A 14,558-nucleotide genomic window follows, 5' to 3' on the forward strand; every position below is an offset into this window, starting at 1 on the left:
CCAGGGGGGGGTGGGCCCGCCCCCGCAGCAGCAGCCGGGCCGCCGGGGCCGCGACCCCCGCCGGGGCGCGCGCCACGGGGGATGGCATGCGCCGCGCCTCCTCGGCCGCTGCGGCCCGTGCCCGCGAGAACGCCCGCGCCCTCGCCGCCGCGCGTGAGGTCGACCGCCAGCGCGACCTCGAGCGCGAGGAGGCCCTGACCAGCGCCCGCGCGAGGTTCCTCGCCGACCGCCATTCGCCGACGACGCCGTCACCCACGACGCTGCGCCCGGCGAACCTGCCTCCCGTGTCGCCGCGTCCTGCTGCGCAGCGTCCTGCGGAGCCGCGTCCTGCTGCGCAGCGTCCCGTGGGCCAGCGTTCGGCGGAGCAGCGTCCGGCGGAGCAGCCGCCGACCGCCGAGACGCCGACCGGCTCCGGCGCCCGACAGCGCTGACTCCACAGGTCAGCCGTCGACCCCGACGGCGGCTCGTCGTCGTGACCTAGGCTCGGCTCGTGCCGAACGCCATCGAACCGACCTCTCCTCGCAGCCTCGCCCGGGTCCGCTCGACCCGCCGATCCGCCCGCTTCGGGGCCGCTCTCGCGACCTGCGCCGTGCTCGTGCTCGGGGTGACCGCCTGCTCGACGGGGTCGGGTGACGGTGCGGCCAGCGCCTCCTCCTCCGAGGTCGCCCTGCCCCCGGCCGGTGCAGGCTTCGATTACCAGTTAGGAGGCGCGTCGGCCGTCCCCGACGGAGCCTCGGTCGTCGCACGAGACAGCACCGACGAACCCGCCGACGGCGCCTACGGCATCTGCTACGTGAACGGATTCCAGACCCAGCCGGGCGTCGACTGGCCGAGCGATCTGCTCGTGCGACTGCCCGGCGGCGAACCGCTGGTCGACCCGAACTGGCCCGACGAGCACATCCTCGACATCGCGACCGACCCGAACCGTCAGGCGATCGCCGCCCGCCTGGCGACCAGCATCGACGGCTGCGCCGACGCCGGCTACCAGGCGGTGGAGTTCGACAACCTCGACTCGTGGACCCGCTCCGACGGCGCGTTCGACGAAGACGACGCGGTCGCCTACGCGACGCTGCTCGTCGCCGAGGCCCATGAGGTCGGTCTGGCGGCCGCGCAGAAGAACACGGCCGATCTCGGCGCCCGCGGTCGAGACGAGATCGGCTACGACTTCGCGATCACGGAGGAGTGCGATCTCTTCGACGAGTGCGACACGTTCACCGACGTGTACGGCGCGCTGGTGTTCGACGTCGAGTACACCGACGACCTGCGGGGCACGGCCGCCGAGGTGTGCGACCGCGTCGCCGCGCTCGACCCGACGCCCACGACGATCGTGCGCGACCGCGACCTCGTGCCGGCCGACGACCCGGCCTACGCGTACACCGCCTGCTGAGCCGCGCTGCGCTGCGCTGAGCCGCTTTGCACTGCGCTGCGCTGAGTTGAGCTACTCGGGGTTCGGCGGGTTCCCGTCATCGGCGGCGGGTCAGCGCTGACCCGCCACGGATGACGGGAACCCGCCGAACCGCCGAGAGACCGCCCGGCAGCCCGCCCTAGACTCGCGGGCATGAGGCGCCACCTTCGCTGGATCATCCCCCTCGCCGCCGGCGTGCTGGCCGTCGTGGTGCTGCCCCTGATCGCCGGCGCCATCACCTCGAGCACGAGCGCAGGCACGGGCATTGGCACCTCCTCGTCGACCATCGGCGCGACCCTCGGGTCGAGCATCGCCTCGCTCGCCGTCGTGCTCGCCATCCCTATGTGCGTGGTCGTCGCGGTCGTGCTGACCGTGCGTGGCGCGATGCGCACCTTCCGCGACTGGCGTCACCGCACCGGGCGCTACACGCGATCCGAGCGCAGCGCCGCGCTCGTCAGGGTCGACCGCGCGAGCGCGAGCGAGGCCGCCTGGGCCGAGGCGCGACGCCTCCGCCGGGCGCTGCTCGATCAGCAGGTGCCGCAGACCATCCCCGTCTGGGAGGTCGTGCCGCAGCCGGGCGAGGTCTTCTTCTACAGCGTGGGGGTCGAGTACGAGCGCTACTACGGTCAGACCGTCGCTCAGGGCGGGGGCAGCAGGTTCTTCGTCGGCAGCCCCGCGTTCGTGCTCGCCGGGCTCGCCGTCTCGACGCTGAGCAACGCCGCGGCTCGGCGATCGGCCGAGGCGCAGGCCCGCGACCAGTGGCGCGAGCACCAGGACGTCCGTCTCGTGGTGTCGAACCAGCGTCTGATCTGCCTGGCGGGCGGGCAGTGGGTCAGCTTCCACTACTCGGCGATGACGGCCGTCTACCCCGAGGTCGGCGACTGGGCCCTCGTCTGCGAGTTCGACGGCATCACCTCGCCGCTGCGTCTGCGGGGCGTCGACGCCCCGATCGCCGCCGTCATGACCCTCTTCGGCACCCACGGCCTCGACGGGGTCGCGAACCACCCGAGCCTGCGTCCGCTCGACGCCGAGCTCGCCACCACGACCCGACCGGGCAGCACGAGCACCGCCACCGGCACCAGCACCAGCACCAGCAACAGCAACAGCAACAGCAACAGCAACAGCACCGGCACCGCCCTCCCCGAGCCCCCCGACCCGCCGGCCCTCACGCCTCGCGGGTGATCTCCACCGTCACGAACAGCTTCGAGTTCGACGACCCGGCGTACACCCCGCGCAGCGGCGGCACGTCGCGGTAGTCGCGCCCCTGGCCGACGATCACGTGCCGCTCCCCGATGTCGATCAGGTTGGTCGGGTCGTAGCCGTGCCACGAGCCGCAGAAGTACTCGACCCAGGCGTGCGACTCCCCCGTCACCGTCTCGCGCAGCTCGGCGTTCGGCTTCGGGTGCAGGTACCCGCTGACGTATCGGGCGGGGATGCCGGCGGCTCGCAACGCGCCCACCGTGATGTGGGCGATGTCCTGGCAGACCCCGGCCCGCGCCTCCCACGCCTCCGAGGCCGTCGTCTTCACGTTGGTGACCCCCGGCAGGTAGGCCACGGCGTCGCCGAGGCGTTCGCAGATCGCGAGCCCCGCGGCGCAGGGCGACGAGGCGGTCGCCGAGATCTCGCGCGCGAGGGCGACGAGGTCGTCGGGCGGCGTCGTCAGCGGCGTCTGCTCGAGGTGCTCGACGAACTCGGTGGTGGCGCCGGCGACCTCGGCCAGTTCGTGCCAGTCCATCGCGGAGTCGGGGTGCACGACGGGTCGCACCTCGACCAGCGACGTGGCCGTCAGCGAGAGCTGGCGGTGCGGCAGCAGCACCTCGAACGACGACACCCGGGTGCCCCAGTAGTCGACGTACTCGTGGGTCGCGGCGACCGGCTCGATGCGCAGGTGCGATGAGATGACGAACTGCCCCTCGGTGTGCGCGGGCAGCATGCGCGCCTCGTTGTAGCTCGCGACGGCCTCGCCGAGGTACGAGAACCCGGTCTGGTGCCTGATGCGCAGACGACTCACGACCGACCACCCACCCAGGTGGGTGCGGCGCTGGTCGGGAAGTACCGCTGACGGATCGCCTCCGACGCCGCGCTGGTCGCCTCCTGCACGACGTCCATCTGACCGGGCAGGTCGTCGAGGATCCGCCCGATCGGCTTGTACTCGAGCTCGCTGCGCATCTGACCGAGGATGCGCACCCCGCTGTCCGACGCCGCCACACGATGGTTCGCGGGCTCGACCTCGCGGAGGCAGGCCTCGGCACGGCTGATCGCGAACAGGACGCTGCGGGGGAAGAGCCGGTCGAGCAGCAGGAACTCCGCCGCGTTGCGCGCGCTCGGCACCCCCTTGTAGGTGCGGAGGTACGCCTCGTAGGCGCCGCACGAGCGGAGGATCGTCGTCCACGACGGCCCCGACGCCTCGGTCAGCGTGCGGGTGGCGAGCAGCCGGGCCGTCATGTCGGCGCGCTCGATGGAACGCCCGAGGGTGAAGAACTGCCACACCTCGTCGCGACTCGTGGCCGACTCGATGATGCCCACGGCGAGGGCGCTGCGTTCGCGCACCCAGGCGAAGAACTCGTGCACCTTGTCGTCCGCGACCTTGCGGGGCATGCGGGCGCGGGTGGTGTTCAGGCACTCCCACAGCTCGGTCGAGACGATCTCGCGGGCCCGGCGGGCGTTCTCGCGGGCGGCGCCGAGCGAGTACGCGATCGACGCCGGGTTGTGCCGGTCGACGGCGAGCATCGAGAGCACGTCGCCCCGGGTCAGCGACACGTCGGCGGGGGCCTCGCTGCCCATGACGGCGAGGAGGCTGCGGCAGGCGGTGTCCTCCTCGATCCACGGATCCTCGAGCAGCAGCTGGAGGTGCACGTCGAGGATCCGCGCGGTGCCGTCGGAGCGCTCGATGTACCGGCCGATCCAGAACAGGCTCTCGGCGATGCGGCTCAGCATGGGGTTCCTTCCGAAGTGGGTGCCCCGAGATCGGAGCGGGGGCCCGCAGGAGGCGCGGGTCGGTCTCGTGAACCGACCCGCGCCTCCTCGGCTCGTCGCTGTTGCTGCTGCTGCTGCTCGTGCTCCTGCTGCTGCTGGGCCTGCTGGTCGTTCCGCGGGTCGTCCTGAGGGGCGTGATCGGGGCTGTGGTCGCCGTGCGGCGAGGCGTCGGCGATGATCGGGATGGACTGCGTCGGCGTCGTCTGCTCGGCGATCAGGGCGCTGACGTCGTGGCCGGCCCAGGCGTTGACGTCGCCGCCGACGATCCAGGTGTCCTTCGAGCCGCCGCCCTGGCTGCTGTTGACGACCAGCTCGCCTTCGGGCAGGGCGACCCGGGTCAGACCGCCGGGCAGCACCCAGACGTCGTCGCCGTCGTGCACGGCGAAGGGCCGCAGGTCGGCGTGCCGGGCGCGGAGCCCCTCGTCGACGAGGGTGGGGATGGTGCTCAGCTGCACGACCGGCTGCGCGATCCAGCCGCGCGGGTCGGCCAGCAGCTGCGCGCGCAGCACGTCGAGCTCGCGTCGGCTCGCGGCCGGGCCGACGACCAGCCCCTTGCCGCCCGAGCCGTCCACCGGCTTGACGACCAGCTCGTCGAGCCGGTCGAGCACCTCGTCGAGAGCGCCCGGGTCTTCGAGACGCCAGGTGCGGACGTTCGGCAGCAGCGCCTCCTCGCCGAGGTAGTAGCGGATCAGCTCGGGCAGGTACGTGTACACGAGCTTGTCGTCGGCGACGCCGTTGCCCACCGCGTTGGCGATCGTCACCGTGCCGAGGCGGGCGGCCATCAGGAGGCCCGGCGAACCCAGCACGGAGTCGGCCCGGAACTGCAGCGGGTCGAGGAACTCGTCGTCGACCCGCCGGTAGATGACGTCGACGCGCTCGGGGCCGCCGGTGGTGCGCATGAACACCCGGCCGCCCGAGCAGTAGAGGTCGCGGCCCTCGACCAGCTCGACGCCCATCAGACGGGCCAGCAGGGTGTGCTCGTAGTAGGCCGAGTTGAAGACGCCGGGGGTCAGCACGACGACGGTGGGCTCGTCGACGCCCGACGGCGCGCTCTTCTTCAGAGCCGAGAGGAGGCGGTTGGGGTAGTCGCCGACGGGCCGCACGCGCATCGAGACGAACAGCTCGGGCAGGGTCTGCGCCATGACGCGACGGTTCGAGATGACGTAGCTGACGCCGCTCGGCACCCGCACGTTGTCTTCGAGCACGCACCAGGCGCCCGCCTCGTCGCGGATCAGGTCGATGCCCGACACCTGGATCCGCACGCCGTTGGCGGGCTCGATGCCCGCCGCCTGACGGTGGAAGTGACTCGACGAGGTCAGGAGGCTCGCGGGGATGACCCCGTCGGCCACCGCGCGCTGCGGCCCGTAGACGTCGGCCAGGAACGCCTCGAGCGCCTTGACCCGCTGCGCGATGCCGGCCTCGACCCCCGACCACTCGTCGTGCTCGACCACCCGCGGCACGGCGTCGAGGGGGAACGGGCGCTCCTCCCCCGCGAAGTCGAAGGTGACGCCCTGGGCGAGGTACGAGTCGGCGAGCGCCGCCGTCCGACCGCGCAGGTCGTCCTGCGTCATGGCCTCGAGGGTCGCGTGGATGTCGGCGTAGGCGCTGCGGGCCTGGCCGTCGGTGTCGAACATCTCGTCCCACGCGCGGGGCGGGGTGCGGGTGCTGGCGGCGGTGCCGGTCGTGCGGGTGCCACCGCGTGCGCTGCCGCGGGCGCCGTCGTGCGCGCGGCTGTGCGCGCCGCTGTGCGAGCCGCTGTGCGCGCCGCCCCGAGTATCGCCGTAACCACTGAAGAGGTCGCCCATGCGCTCGACGGTACCGACGGGGTGTTGCGGGGGTGTTTCCGGTCGAGGGCGGGGGTGTTGCGCGGTGCGGCGCGGTGTGGCGGCGGCCCGGCGGCCGGCTCCGGAGAGGGTCGCCGAGGCGTCGGCGGACATCCGCACAGCCCGGAGGACTAGCGTCGTACCGACCACAGATCGCCCACCGGGAGGACCCCATGCGTTTCCGTTACCTCGTCATCGCCGTCATCGCGTTCATCGCGTACACCTACGGAGCCAAGGCCGGCAAGGGTCGCTACAAGCAGATCTCGAACTACCTCGACTCGTTCTGGAACGACCCCAAGGTGAAGAAGGCACGCGCCGTCGCGAAGAAGGACGTCGCGAAGGCGCGCAAGGCGGCCGTCAAGAAGGCCTCCAAGCTCAACCGCTGAGGTCGGTCGACCCGAGCCCCTGAGGTTCGGTCGCCGCCCTCACGAGAAGAAGACCCCGGTGCGCGCACCGGGGTCTTCTTCGTCTGCGGACGCGTTCTCGTCGTGTGATTTTGCTGCCGGTCTTGACAATGCTACTGAGTTGACTCAGTGTTGAGCGTGGTCATATCGACCTCCACGTCAGGAGACACCCCATGCGAGCGTTCATCGTCGACCAGTACAAGCAGCCTCTGCACGAGGCGGATGTCGCCGAACCCGTCGTCGGCGACCACGACGTCCTGGTCAAGGTCGTGGCCGCAGGTTTGAACCAGCTCGACGAGAAGATCCGCAAGGGCGAGTTCAAGCTGATCCTGCCGTACAAGACCCCCTTCACCCTCGGCCACGACGTCGCCGGCACGGTGATCGGCGTCGGGGCGAAGGTGCGGTCGGTCAAGCCCGGTGACGAGGTCTTCGCCCGCCCGCGCGACCCCCGCATCGGCACGTTCGCCGAGCGCATCGCGGTCGACGAGGCCGACGTCGCCATCGCGCCGTCGACCATCAGCCCGGTCGAGGCCGCCTCGCTGCCGCTGGTCGCCCTGACGGCGTGGCAGGCCCTCGTCGAGAAGGGACGGGTCGGCCCCGGGCAGAAGGTGCTGATCCACGCAGGGTCGGGTGGCGTCGGGTCCATCGCGATCCAGCTCGCGAAGCACCTCGGCGCGACCGTGGCGACCACCGCCTCCTCGGCGAACGCCGACTTCGTCCGAGAGCTGGGCGCCGACGTCGTCGTCGACTACCGCAGCCAGGACTTCGCGACCGAGCTGTCGGGGTACGACTTCGTGCTCGACAGCCTCGGCGGCGAGAACCTCGAGAAGTCGCTGCGCGTTCTGCGACCCGGTGGCAAGGTGGTCGGCATCAACGGCCCGCCCGACCCCGCGTTCGCGAAGCAGGCCCGACTGAACCCCGCGCTCCGACTCGTCATCGCCGGCCTCAGCCGCAGCGTCCGCAGCAAGGCCCGCAAGCTCGGCGTGACCTACGAGTTCCTCTTCATGCGCGCCGACGGACGACAGCTGCGCGAGATCGCCGCGCTGGTCGAGTCGGGCTCCATCCGACCCGTCGTCGGGGCGACCTTCGCCTTCGCCGAGACACCGGCGGCGCTCTCGGCGCTCGGCACGAGCAGCATCCGCGGCAAGGCCGTCGTCACCGGGGCGTGACCGGGTCCGATCCAGCTGCGCTCAGCGCCCTGCCGGAGGCACCTCAGCGCGGCAGCACGACCTCGAGCTGCGCGCTGATCGTGGCCACGACCTCTGCGACGGTCGTCGCCTCGTCGACCGCCGAGGCCATCGCGACGAGCTGGACGGCCGACACGACGTGGGCCAGCGTCGCCGCCTGCGCGGCCTCGACGCCCGACCGGTCGGCGATCACCTCGGTGAGCAGCGCCTCAGTCCGGGCGACGATCGAGAGGGCCTCGGCATGGTGCGGCTCGGCAGGGTCGCCGAACACCATCTCGCGCAGATACGTGCGGCCGTTCTCGACCTGAGCCCGGTTGCACTCGACGATCGGCGTGACGACCGCCAGCACGGCGTCGAGCGTGGTCGTGGCCTCCGCGGCGGCGACGCGGCCGCGTTCGAGCGAGCGGGAGTAGTTGTCGTTCTGCGCGAGCAGCAGCAGCTCGCCCTTCGTCTTCGCGTAGAGGAACAGCGTGCCGGCGCCGATGTCGGCCGCCTCGGCGATCTGCTGCGTCGTGACGTCGTCGACGCCGTGCTGGGCGAACAGGTCGGAGGCGGCTCGGGTGATGCGCTCGAGCTTCTCCTGCTTGTTGCGCTCACGCCGACCGGACGGCGCGGATGTCGACGACATGGATTCTCCTGGAATAGAAACTGACTGCACTCGATTATGACAGTAGTCAGTCCGAGGCGGTCCGATCGGGGCCGCCCCATCTTCGCATCATCGACAGGAAGACCCTCATGACCTCTCTCACCAACGCCGTCGTACTCGTCACCGGAGCGAACGGGGGCATCGGCACCCGGTTCGTCGAGGCCGCACTCGCCCGCGGGGCCGCCAAGGTCTACGCCACCGCTCGCACCCCGCGCACCTGGGACGACGAGCGCGTCGTGCCGCTCACGCTCGACGTCACCGACCCCGCGTCCATCGCCGCGGTCGTGGAAGCCGCCCCCGACGTCACCGTCCTGATCAACAACGCCGGCGCGAACGCCCCCACACCGGGCATCCTGAGCCACACCGACGACGAGATCCGCGCCAACGTCGAGACGAACTTCTTCGGCCCGCTGTTCCTCGCCCGGGCCTACGCGCCGCTCCTCGCAGCCCGCGGCGGCGGCACGGCGATCATCGACATCCACTCCGCGCTCTCGTGGTTCGCCGTGGCCGGCATCTACTCGGCGACGAAGGCTGCGCTCTGGTCGGCGACCAACTCGCTGCGGCTCGAGCTGCAGCCCGCCGGGGTGCAGGTCGTCGGCGTGCACGTCGGTTACGTCGACACGGCGATGGCCGCCGGCGTCACCGACGCGAAGACCGACCCGGCCGACCTCGTCGCGCAGGTCTTCGACGCGACCGAGGCGGGCCAGCACGAGGTCTTGGCCGACGACACGTCCCGTCAGCTCAAGGCCGGCCTCTCGGCCCCGCTCGAGGCGGTCTACCCCCAGCTCGCCCAGAGCTGACCGGCACGCCGAGGTGCGAAACTGACCGGCATCGAGGTGACCCGGAAGGGTAGTCCGGTGCCTTCAAGGACACCCTTCGGGTCACCTCGATCGCCAGGTGCGAAACCGACCTGCACCGAGGTGACCCGAAAGGGTAGTCCGGTGCCTCCGGAGACCCTTTCCGGGTCACCTCGATCGCCGGCGCGGCGCAGCGCAGCGCGGACTAGCCGAGCAGCTGCTCGCTGAGGCCCCAGAGGCGGTCGGCCTGCTCGGTGTCGAGGGCGTAGCCCTTCACCCCGCGGCCGGGGGCGTCGTCGCTGAAGGGCTCGGCCTCGTTCACGTCTTCGAAGTAGCGGGCGCCGACGCCCTCGACGAGCGGGTGCACTGCGACGAACACCGACGTCGCGGCGCCCTGCTCGGTCGACTTGAACGCCGGGTTGGGGGTGCCGTCGGCGTCGATCCAGCCGCGGTCGATCATCTCCTGCTTCGGCAGGTGACGCTGCAGCGGCGTCATGATGCCACCCGGGTGCACCGCGTTCGCGAGCACGCCGTCGTCGGCCCAGCGGCTCGTGACGCCGACGGCGAAGAGCGAGTTGGCCGTCTTCGACTGGCCGTACGCCGCCCACGGGTCGTACTCGCGGCGCTCGAACATCACGTCGTCGAACACGACCGGCGACCTGTGGTGACCGGTCGAGCTGAGCGACACCAGCCGCGACGGGGATCCCGACGCCTGGGCGCCCTCGACCAGCGCACCCCGCAGGGCGTTCGCGAGTGCGAAGTGGCCGAGGTGGTTGTTGCTGAACTGCAGCTCCCAGCCCTCGGGGGTGCGGGTCTCGGGCGTCGCCATGACGCCGGCGTTGTCGATCAGCACGTCGAGCGGGCCCTGCCAGTCGTCGGCGAAGGCCTGCAGGGTGTCGCGCTTCTGCAGGTCGAGGTAGGCGGCCTGCACCGTGCCCGAGTCGGTGGACCGGCGGATGTCGGCCAGCACCTCCTCGGCCTGGTCCATCTTGCGGGCGGCGATGGTGACGTCGGCTCCGGCGGCGACCAGCGCACGGGCGGTCTCGACGCCGATGCCCGACGCTCCACCGGTGACGACGATGCGGGTGCCGGCGAGGTCGAGCCCCTCGACGACCTCGCGCGCGGTGCTGCGGGCGGTGAACGGTGTGGTGATGCGAGTCATGCTCTGAACGCTACGCCGCCGGTGCCGCGCCGCAGCCAGCTGCCGCGCCGACCGCCTCGCTGCCTAGCGGTCGCGCATGCGCCGGCCGAGGGCGACCCCGTAGATCACCGCGGCGACGTAGTGCCCGATCAGTCCGATCACGAGGAGGACGGAGGCGACCGTCTCGACCGTCTGCCCGACCGACTCGAGCCCCGCGGCCCCGTCGACCCGCCCCTGGTCGACCAGGGCGACCCCGACGAGCAGCAGCAGCAGGCCCGTGAAGATGAACGCGGTGCGCACCTTGCCGACCCACGTGACCGGGAACGACGCCCCGCCGAACGCGACGAGCGACACGATGCTGAGCAGCACGTCGGGCAGCAGGATCAGCACGAAGACCGGCCAGGGCAGCAGCCCGCCGAGTGCGAAGGCGGCCACGACGGCGATGACGGTCAGCCGGTCGGCGACCGGGTCGAGCCACTTGCCGAGCTCGGAGATCGAGTTCGTCTTGCGGGCGACGAAGCCGTCGACGAAGTCGGTCAGGAAGACGACGGCGATGACCACCATCGACGACCAGTAGTGCCGGTCGACGATCAGCACGATGAACACCGGCAGCAGCAGGAGGCGCACCAGGGTGATCGCGTTCGGCACGGTCCGCCAGTCGTCTTGGCGGAACAGTCGATCGACCAGCGTCACGCGTCGTCCTCTCGCTGCGGCGTCGACTCGGGTGACGACGTGCTCGGTGGGTCGATTCTACGGGGCCGAGCCGCGCCTCCTCGGGGCCGACCCGCGCCTCCTCGGGGCCCTGGCGGTCAGCCGCCGTAGCCGCGCAGGCTGCTCGTCAGCGTCTGGCCGTCGACGTAGAGGTAGCAGCTGATGATGCGGTCGCCCGCACTCCAGCCCTCTTCGGTGGGCTGGAGGAAGTCGTAGCCGATCACGGACTCCTCGAACTCGACGCCCACGAACCCGGGGAACGCGTCGTAGCAGAGCTGGTCGGCGGCCTCGCTGAGGGCCTGATCGCCCGGGAACTCGACGTCGGGCGCCTCGTCTTCGAAGAACACCTCGTTGTCGTGCGGTGTCGTGCAGTCCTGTCGTTCGACCTCGACGACGACCCCGCCGGTGGTGCCCTGGCCGAACGAGAAGCAGTCGCCCAGTCGCAGGTCCTCGACGGGGGTGCCCGAGCCGCTGCCGTCCGCACCGCCGCCCGACCCGCCGTCGGCGCCCGTGCCGCCGCCGGTGCTCGACGCCGCGTCGACGAAGCCGCGCACGGCCCCGATGAGGCCGACGGACGACAGCCCGAGCATCACGATCACGACCACCGCGACGATGGCGATGAGCGGCCGCCGCCGCCGCAGCGGGCTGGGCGACCCCTCGGGCGTCGGCTGCCAGTACCCGTCGGGGCCGTGGGCCCGGTCGCGGGGCACGTAGGGGGCGGGCGTCGGCGCCCCGAAGGCGGCGGGCGCGGGGATCGCAGGAGGCGCGGGTCGGCGCGCGAGGACGGCCGGCGCATCCGCCTCGTCGGCCCCCACCGCCTCGGCCCAGCGTCCGACCGAGGCGACGACGGCATCGACGACGACCGCCTGATCGCTGTGCAGCGGCAGCCCGAGGCGCTCGACCGAGCGGTCGGCGACCGGGGTCACACCGGTGGAGTCGGCCGACAGACCGGCGACGAACCAGTCGCGGCCGTCGTCGGCGAGGTCGAGGTAGAGACGGTGGCCGAGACGCAGGCGCAGAGCGGCACCGCCGACGAGGTAGTCGGACGGACGCCCGTCGATCTCGACGCCGGGCAGGGCGCGCCGCAGACGGGCCGCCAGCTGCTCGAACAGCGGCGGCAGGTACGAGTTCGTCACGGTCTTCTCCTCGCGGCCGGTGCGGTGCCGCCCGTCGATCGTATCCGCCGCCGCCCGGGCGTCTGCGGCGAGACGCCTGGATCCCGGACGGTGGGCAGGAGACGCCCCCGCACGCGACGCGAAGGGCAGGTTCTGACCACCGTGCGGGTGCGGCGGCGGGTGGAGCGGGCGGGCGGACCCGAGCCGACTAGCTCGAGACGCTCGCGAGCGTCGGGTAGTCGGTGTACCCCTCGGCGCCCGGGCCGTAGAACGTGCTCGGGTCGGGCTCGTTCAGCTCGGTGCCGCGCTCCCAGCGGGCGACGAGGTCGGGGTTCGCGATCGCGAGGCGACCCACCGCGATGGCGTCGGCGAAGCCGCTCTCGACCAGGTCGCGGGCCTCGGCCAGGTCGGTGACGGTGCCGAATCCGCTGTTCAGGATGACGTTGCCGTCGAAACGGCGACGGAGTCGCTGCACGAGCTCGCCGCGCGGGTCGGCGTGCAGGATGCTCAGGTACGACAGGCCGAGCGGCGCGAGGCCGTCGACGAGGGCGTCGTACGTGGCGGTGACGTCGTCGACGTCGGTCTCGACGACGTCCTGGATGTTGTGCATCGGCGAGATGCGGATGCCCACACGACCGGCGCCGATGGCGTCGGCGACGGCGACCGCGGTGTCGATGCTGAGCCGCGCGCGGTTCTCCGGGGTGCCGCCGAACTCGTCGGTGCGCACGTTCGAGACGGGCGACAGGAACTCGTGCAGCAGGTAGCCGTTGGCGCTGTGCAGCTCGACGCCGTCGAGGCCGGCCTCGAGGACGGCGCGCTTCGAGGCGGTGACGATGTCTGCGATCACCTGGTGCACCTCCTCGGTGGTGAGGGCGTGGGGCACGGGGTAGTCGCGCTTGCCGTCGGGGGTGCGGACGACGCCGTCGATGGCGACCGCGCTCGGGCCCACGATGCGCTCGGTGCCGGTGACCTCGGTGTGCGTGACGCGACCGCCGTGCATCACCTGCATGACGATCGTGCCGCCCTTCGCGTGCACGGCGTCGGCGACGCGCTTCCAGCCGGCGACCTGCTCGTCGGTGACGATGCCGGGCTGCCCCGGGTACGCCTTGCCCTCCTGCGTCGGCCAGGTGCCCTCCGTCACGATGAGACCCATCGTGGCGCGCTGCGAGTAGTGCTCGACCGGCAGGTCGCCGGGGACGTCGCCCTCGCTGGCGCGGACGCGGGTCAGCGGCGCCATGGTGACGCGGTTCGAGAGCACGAGGTCGCCGAACGTGGCGGTGGAGAACAGGCTCACAGTGAGTCCTTTCATAGACGGATGTCGACGTGCGCCGGAGCGCACCCCGAGCGGAACCACGGAGGAGGCGCGGGCATTCCGCCGAGGACGGCCCGGTCTCCGAGTCCGCAGCAGCTTCACAGGCAGGGGCTGCGGGCGGGGCTCGCGGGCGGAGCGGCGGGCGTAGCGCGGTGGCGACCACCCGGTCGACCGCCGGGGTGGCCGCGACGGGTGATGCGCGCGTGCACCGGGCGGTATCGGGGCGAGACCGGTCGTGTCCCCGTTAGGGAGGATTGCCGAGGTGCGGGGCGACTCCTATGCTCGGCTCCGTGGGGATGACGACGAAGCGACGGGCAGCGCAGGGGATGCGACTGCGGAGAGATGCGTCCGGATCCGTCGAGGCGGACGCTCTCGTGCTCGATGCGACGGACGCCGATGCGGACGCGGACGCGGGCGCGCTCGCGGAGCCGGCCGACGCGGTCGTCCCCCTGCCCGCGGGTCTCGCACGGCGGACGATCTACCTGCTCTCGCCGGTCGTCCACGGCTTGTTCGGGGTGCTCGCGTTCGCCGGCGCCCTGTCGGTGACTCCGGACGCCCTCGGCCCCGTGGCGGGCATGGTCGCGCGGATGCTCTACGTGTCGTCGGCGCTGCTGTCGTTCTTCCTGACCACGATGATCGTGGCGGTGCGCGTCGATGTGCGACGGGGCGGGGTCCGACCGCCGCTGAGCGTTCCGCTCGTGTACGCGTTGAGCCCGGTGACCGGCGGCCTGATGCTCGCCGCCGCATACGTCTCGCAGCTGAACGGCGGTCCGTTCGCGGGCGGCTGGGGAGCGATGCTGCTGACGACGCTGTCGCTCGTGCTGCTGACCCAGCGGTCGCGCACGCGCCCCTAGCCGCGCCGACGCCGCGCACGCGCCGCCAGCAGACCCGGTGTCGCGCACGCGCCGCCGGCCGCGGCTACGCCGGTCGACTCGGCGCGCCGGTCGACTCGGCGCGCCGGTCGGCTCGGCGCGCCGGTCGGCTCGGCGCGCCGGTCGGCTCGGCGCGGCGACGACTCCGCGCCAGTCGTCGGGCGGGGCG

General features: G+C 72.1%; 15 protein-coding genes and 1 pseudogene. 7 read left to right on the top strand and 9 right to left on the bottom strand.

Translation table 11 applies throughout. The annotated features are described in order from the left end of the window. The 3 genes and pseudogenes from SOM11_RS14860 to SOM11_RS14870 form a co-directional block, all read left to right on the top strand. Positions 1-431, top strand: a pseudogene (locus SOM11_RS14860) (hypothetical protein); the annotation flags it as partial. Positions 432-490: 59 nt separating this feature from the next. Continuing rightward, positions 491-1,387 carry an endo alpha-1,4 polygalactosaminidase gene (locus SOM11_RS14865; protein WP_320478530.1) on the top strand — a complete coding sequence of 299 codons (897 nt, stop codon included), beginning with the start codon at positions 491-493 and terminating at the stop codon, positions 1,385-1,387. Positions 1,388-1,558: 171 nt separating this feature from the next. After that, positions 1,559-2,587, top strand: a complete 1,029-nt coding sequence (locus SOM11_RS14870) for a hypothetical protein (protein ID WP_320478531.1) — start codon at positions 1,559-1,561, stop codon at positions 2,585-2,587. Here the strand turns inward: SOM11_RS14870 and SOM11_RS14875 are convergent. From SOM11_RS14875 to SOM11_RS14885, 3 genes are read right to left on the bottom strand one after another with little or no spacing between them, the layout of a single operon-like run. Then, entirely contained in the window at positions 2,571-3,416 is an 846-nt protein-coding gene (locus SOM11_RS14875) for a transglutaminase family protein (protein WP_243215826.1), read from the bottom strand. The genes SOM11_RS14870 and SOM11_RS14875 overlap by 17 nt on opposite strands. Further along, positions 3,413-4,342 (bottom strand): alpha-E domain-containing protein, encoded by a 930-nt coding sequence (locus tag SOM11_RS14880; RefSeq protein WP_192060789.1) that lies wholly within the window; start codon positions 4,340-4,342, stop codon positions 3,413-3,415. Before SOM11_RS14880 ends, SOM11_RS14875 begins: the two co-directional genes overlap by 4 nt. Further along, the gene (locus tag SOM11_RS14885) at positions 4,336-6,186 is read right to left on the bottom strand and encodes a circularly permuted type 2 ATP-grasp protein (RefSeq protein ID WP_320478532.1); all 1,851 of its coding nucleotides are present in this window, start codon (positions 6,184-6,186) and stop codon (positions 4,336-4,338) included. The genes SOM11_RS14880 and SOM11_RS14885 overlap by 7 nt, the downstream gene beginning before the upstream one ends. Positions 6,187-6,377: 191 nt before the next feature. On the opposite strand from SOM11_RS14885, the gene SOM11_RS14890 reads away from it, so the two are divergent. Beyond that, positions 6,378-6,590, top strand: coding sequence for a hypothetical protein (locus tag SOM11_RS14890; RefSeq protein WP_192060790.1), 213 nt, complete (start codon positions 6,378-6,380; stop codon positions 6,588-6,590). A 191-nt stretch (positions 6,591-6,781) separates the two neighbouring features. Continuing rightward, complete coding sequence (locus SOM11_RS14895) at positions 6,782-7,777, top strand: NADP-dependent oxidoreductase (protein ID WP_320478533.1); 996 nt, start codon at positions 6,782-6,784, stop codon at positions 7,775-7,777. A 43-nt stretch (positions 7,778-7,820) separates the two neighbouring features. On the opposite strand, the gene SOM11_RS14900 is transcribed toward SOM11_RS14895, so the two are convergent. Then, positions 7,821-8,423: a TetR/AcrR family transcriptional regulator gene (locus tag SOM11_RS14900; protein WP_320478534.1), complete on the bottom strand. Its 603-nt coding sequence runs from the start codon at positions 8,421-8,423 to the stop codon at positions 7,821-7,823. Positions 8,424-8,530: 107 nt separating this feature from the next. Between SOM11_RS14900 and SOM11_RS14905 the strand changes: the two genes are divergently transcribed. Then, entirely contained in the window at positions 8,531-9,241 is a 711-nt protein-coding gene (locus SOM11_RS14905; protein ID WP_192060793.1) for an SDR family oxidoreductase, read from the top strand. A gap of 202 nt (positions 9,242-9,443) precedes the next feature. Here the strand turns inward: SOM11_RS14905 and SOM11_RS14910 are convergent, their stop codons facing one another. From SOM11_RS14910 to SOM11_RS14925, 4 genes are all read right to left on the bottom strand, one after another. Further along, on the bottom strand, positions 9,444-10,400 hold the full coding sequence (locus SOM11_RS14910) for an SDR family NAD(P)-dependent oxidoreductase (protein ID WP_320478535.1): 957 nt from the start codon (positions 10,398-10,400) through the stop codon (positions 9,444-9,446). Positions 10,401-10,463: 63 nt separating this feature from the next. Next, positions 10,464-11,072 (bottom strand): CDP-alcohol phosphatidyltransferase family protein, encoded by a 609-nt coding sequence (locus SOM11_RS14915; RefSeq protein WP_192060795.1) that lies wholly within the window; start codon positions 11,070-11,072, stop codon positions 10,464-10,466. Between the two features lie 116 nt (positions 11,073-11,188). Beyond that, positions 11,189-12,226, bottom strand: a complete 1,038-nt coding sequence (locus SOM11_RS14920) for a septum formation family protein (protein ID WP_320478536.1) — start codon at positions 12,224-12,226, stop codon at positions 11,189-11,191. 187 nt (positions 12,227-12,413) lie between these two features. Then, positions 12,414-13,499: an alkene reductase gene (locus tag SOM11_RS14925; RefSeq protein ID WP_374231586.1), complete on the bottom strand. Its 1,086-nt coding sequence runs from the start codon at positions 13,497-13,499 to the stop codon at positions 12,414-12,416. 314 nt (positions 13,500-13,813) lie between these two features. Between SOM11_RS14925 and SOM11_RS14930 the strand changes: the two genes are divergently transcribed. Then, on the top strand, positions 13,814-14,371 hold the full coding sequence (locus SOM11_RS14930; protein WP_192060798.1) for a hypothetical protein: 558 nt from the start codon (positions 13,814-13,816) through the stop codon (positions 14,369-14,371). Here SOM11_RS14930 and SOM11_RS14935 read toward each other — a convergent pair. Further along, positions 14,368-14,558 (bottom strand): hypothetical protein (locus tag SOM11_RS14935; protein WP_320478537.1); only part of this gene is annotated, 191 nt, incomplete at its 5' end. The two genes, SOM11_RS14930 and SOM11_RS14935, sit on opposite strands and share 4 nt — an antisense overlap.

Source organism: Frigoribacterium sp. CFBP9029 (genome assembly GCF_034045305.1).
Classification (GTDB): domain Bacteria; phylum Actinomycetota; class Actinomycetes; order Actinomycetales; family Microbacteriaceae; genus Frigoribacterium.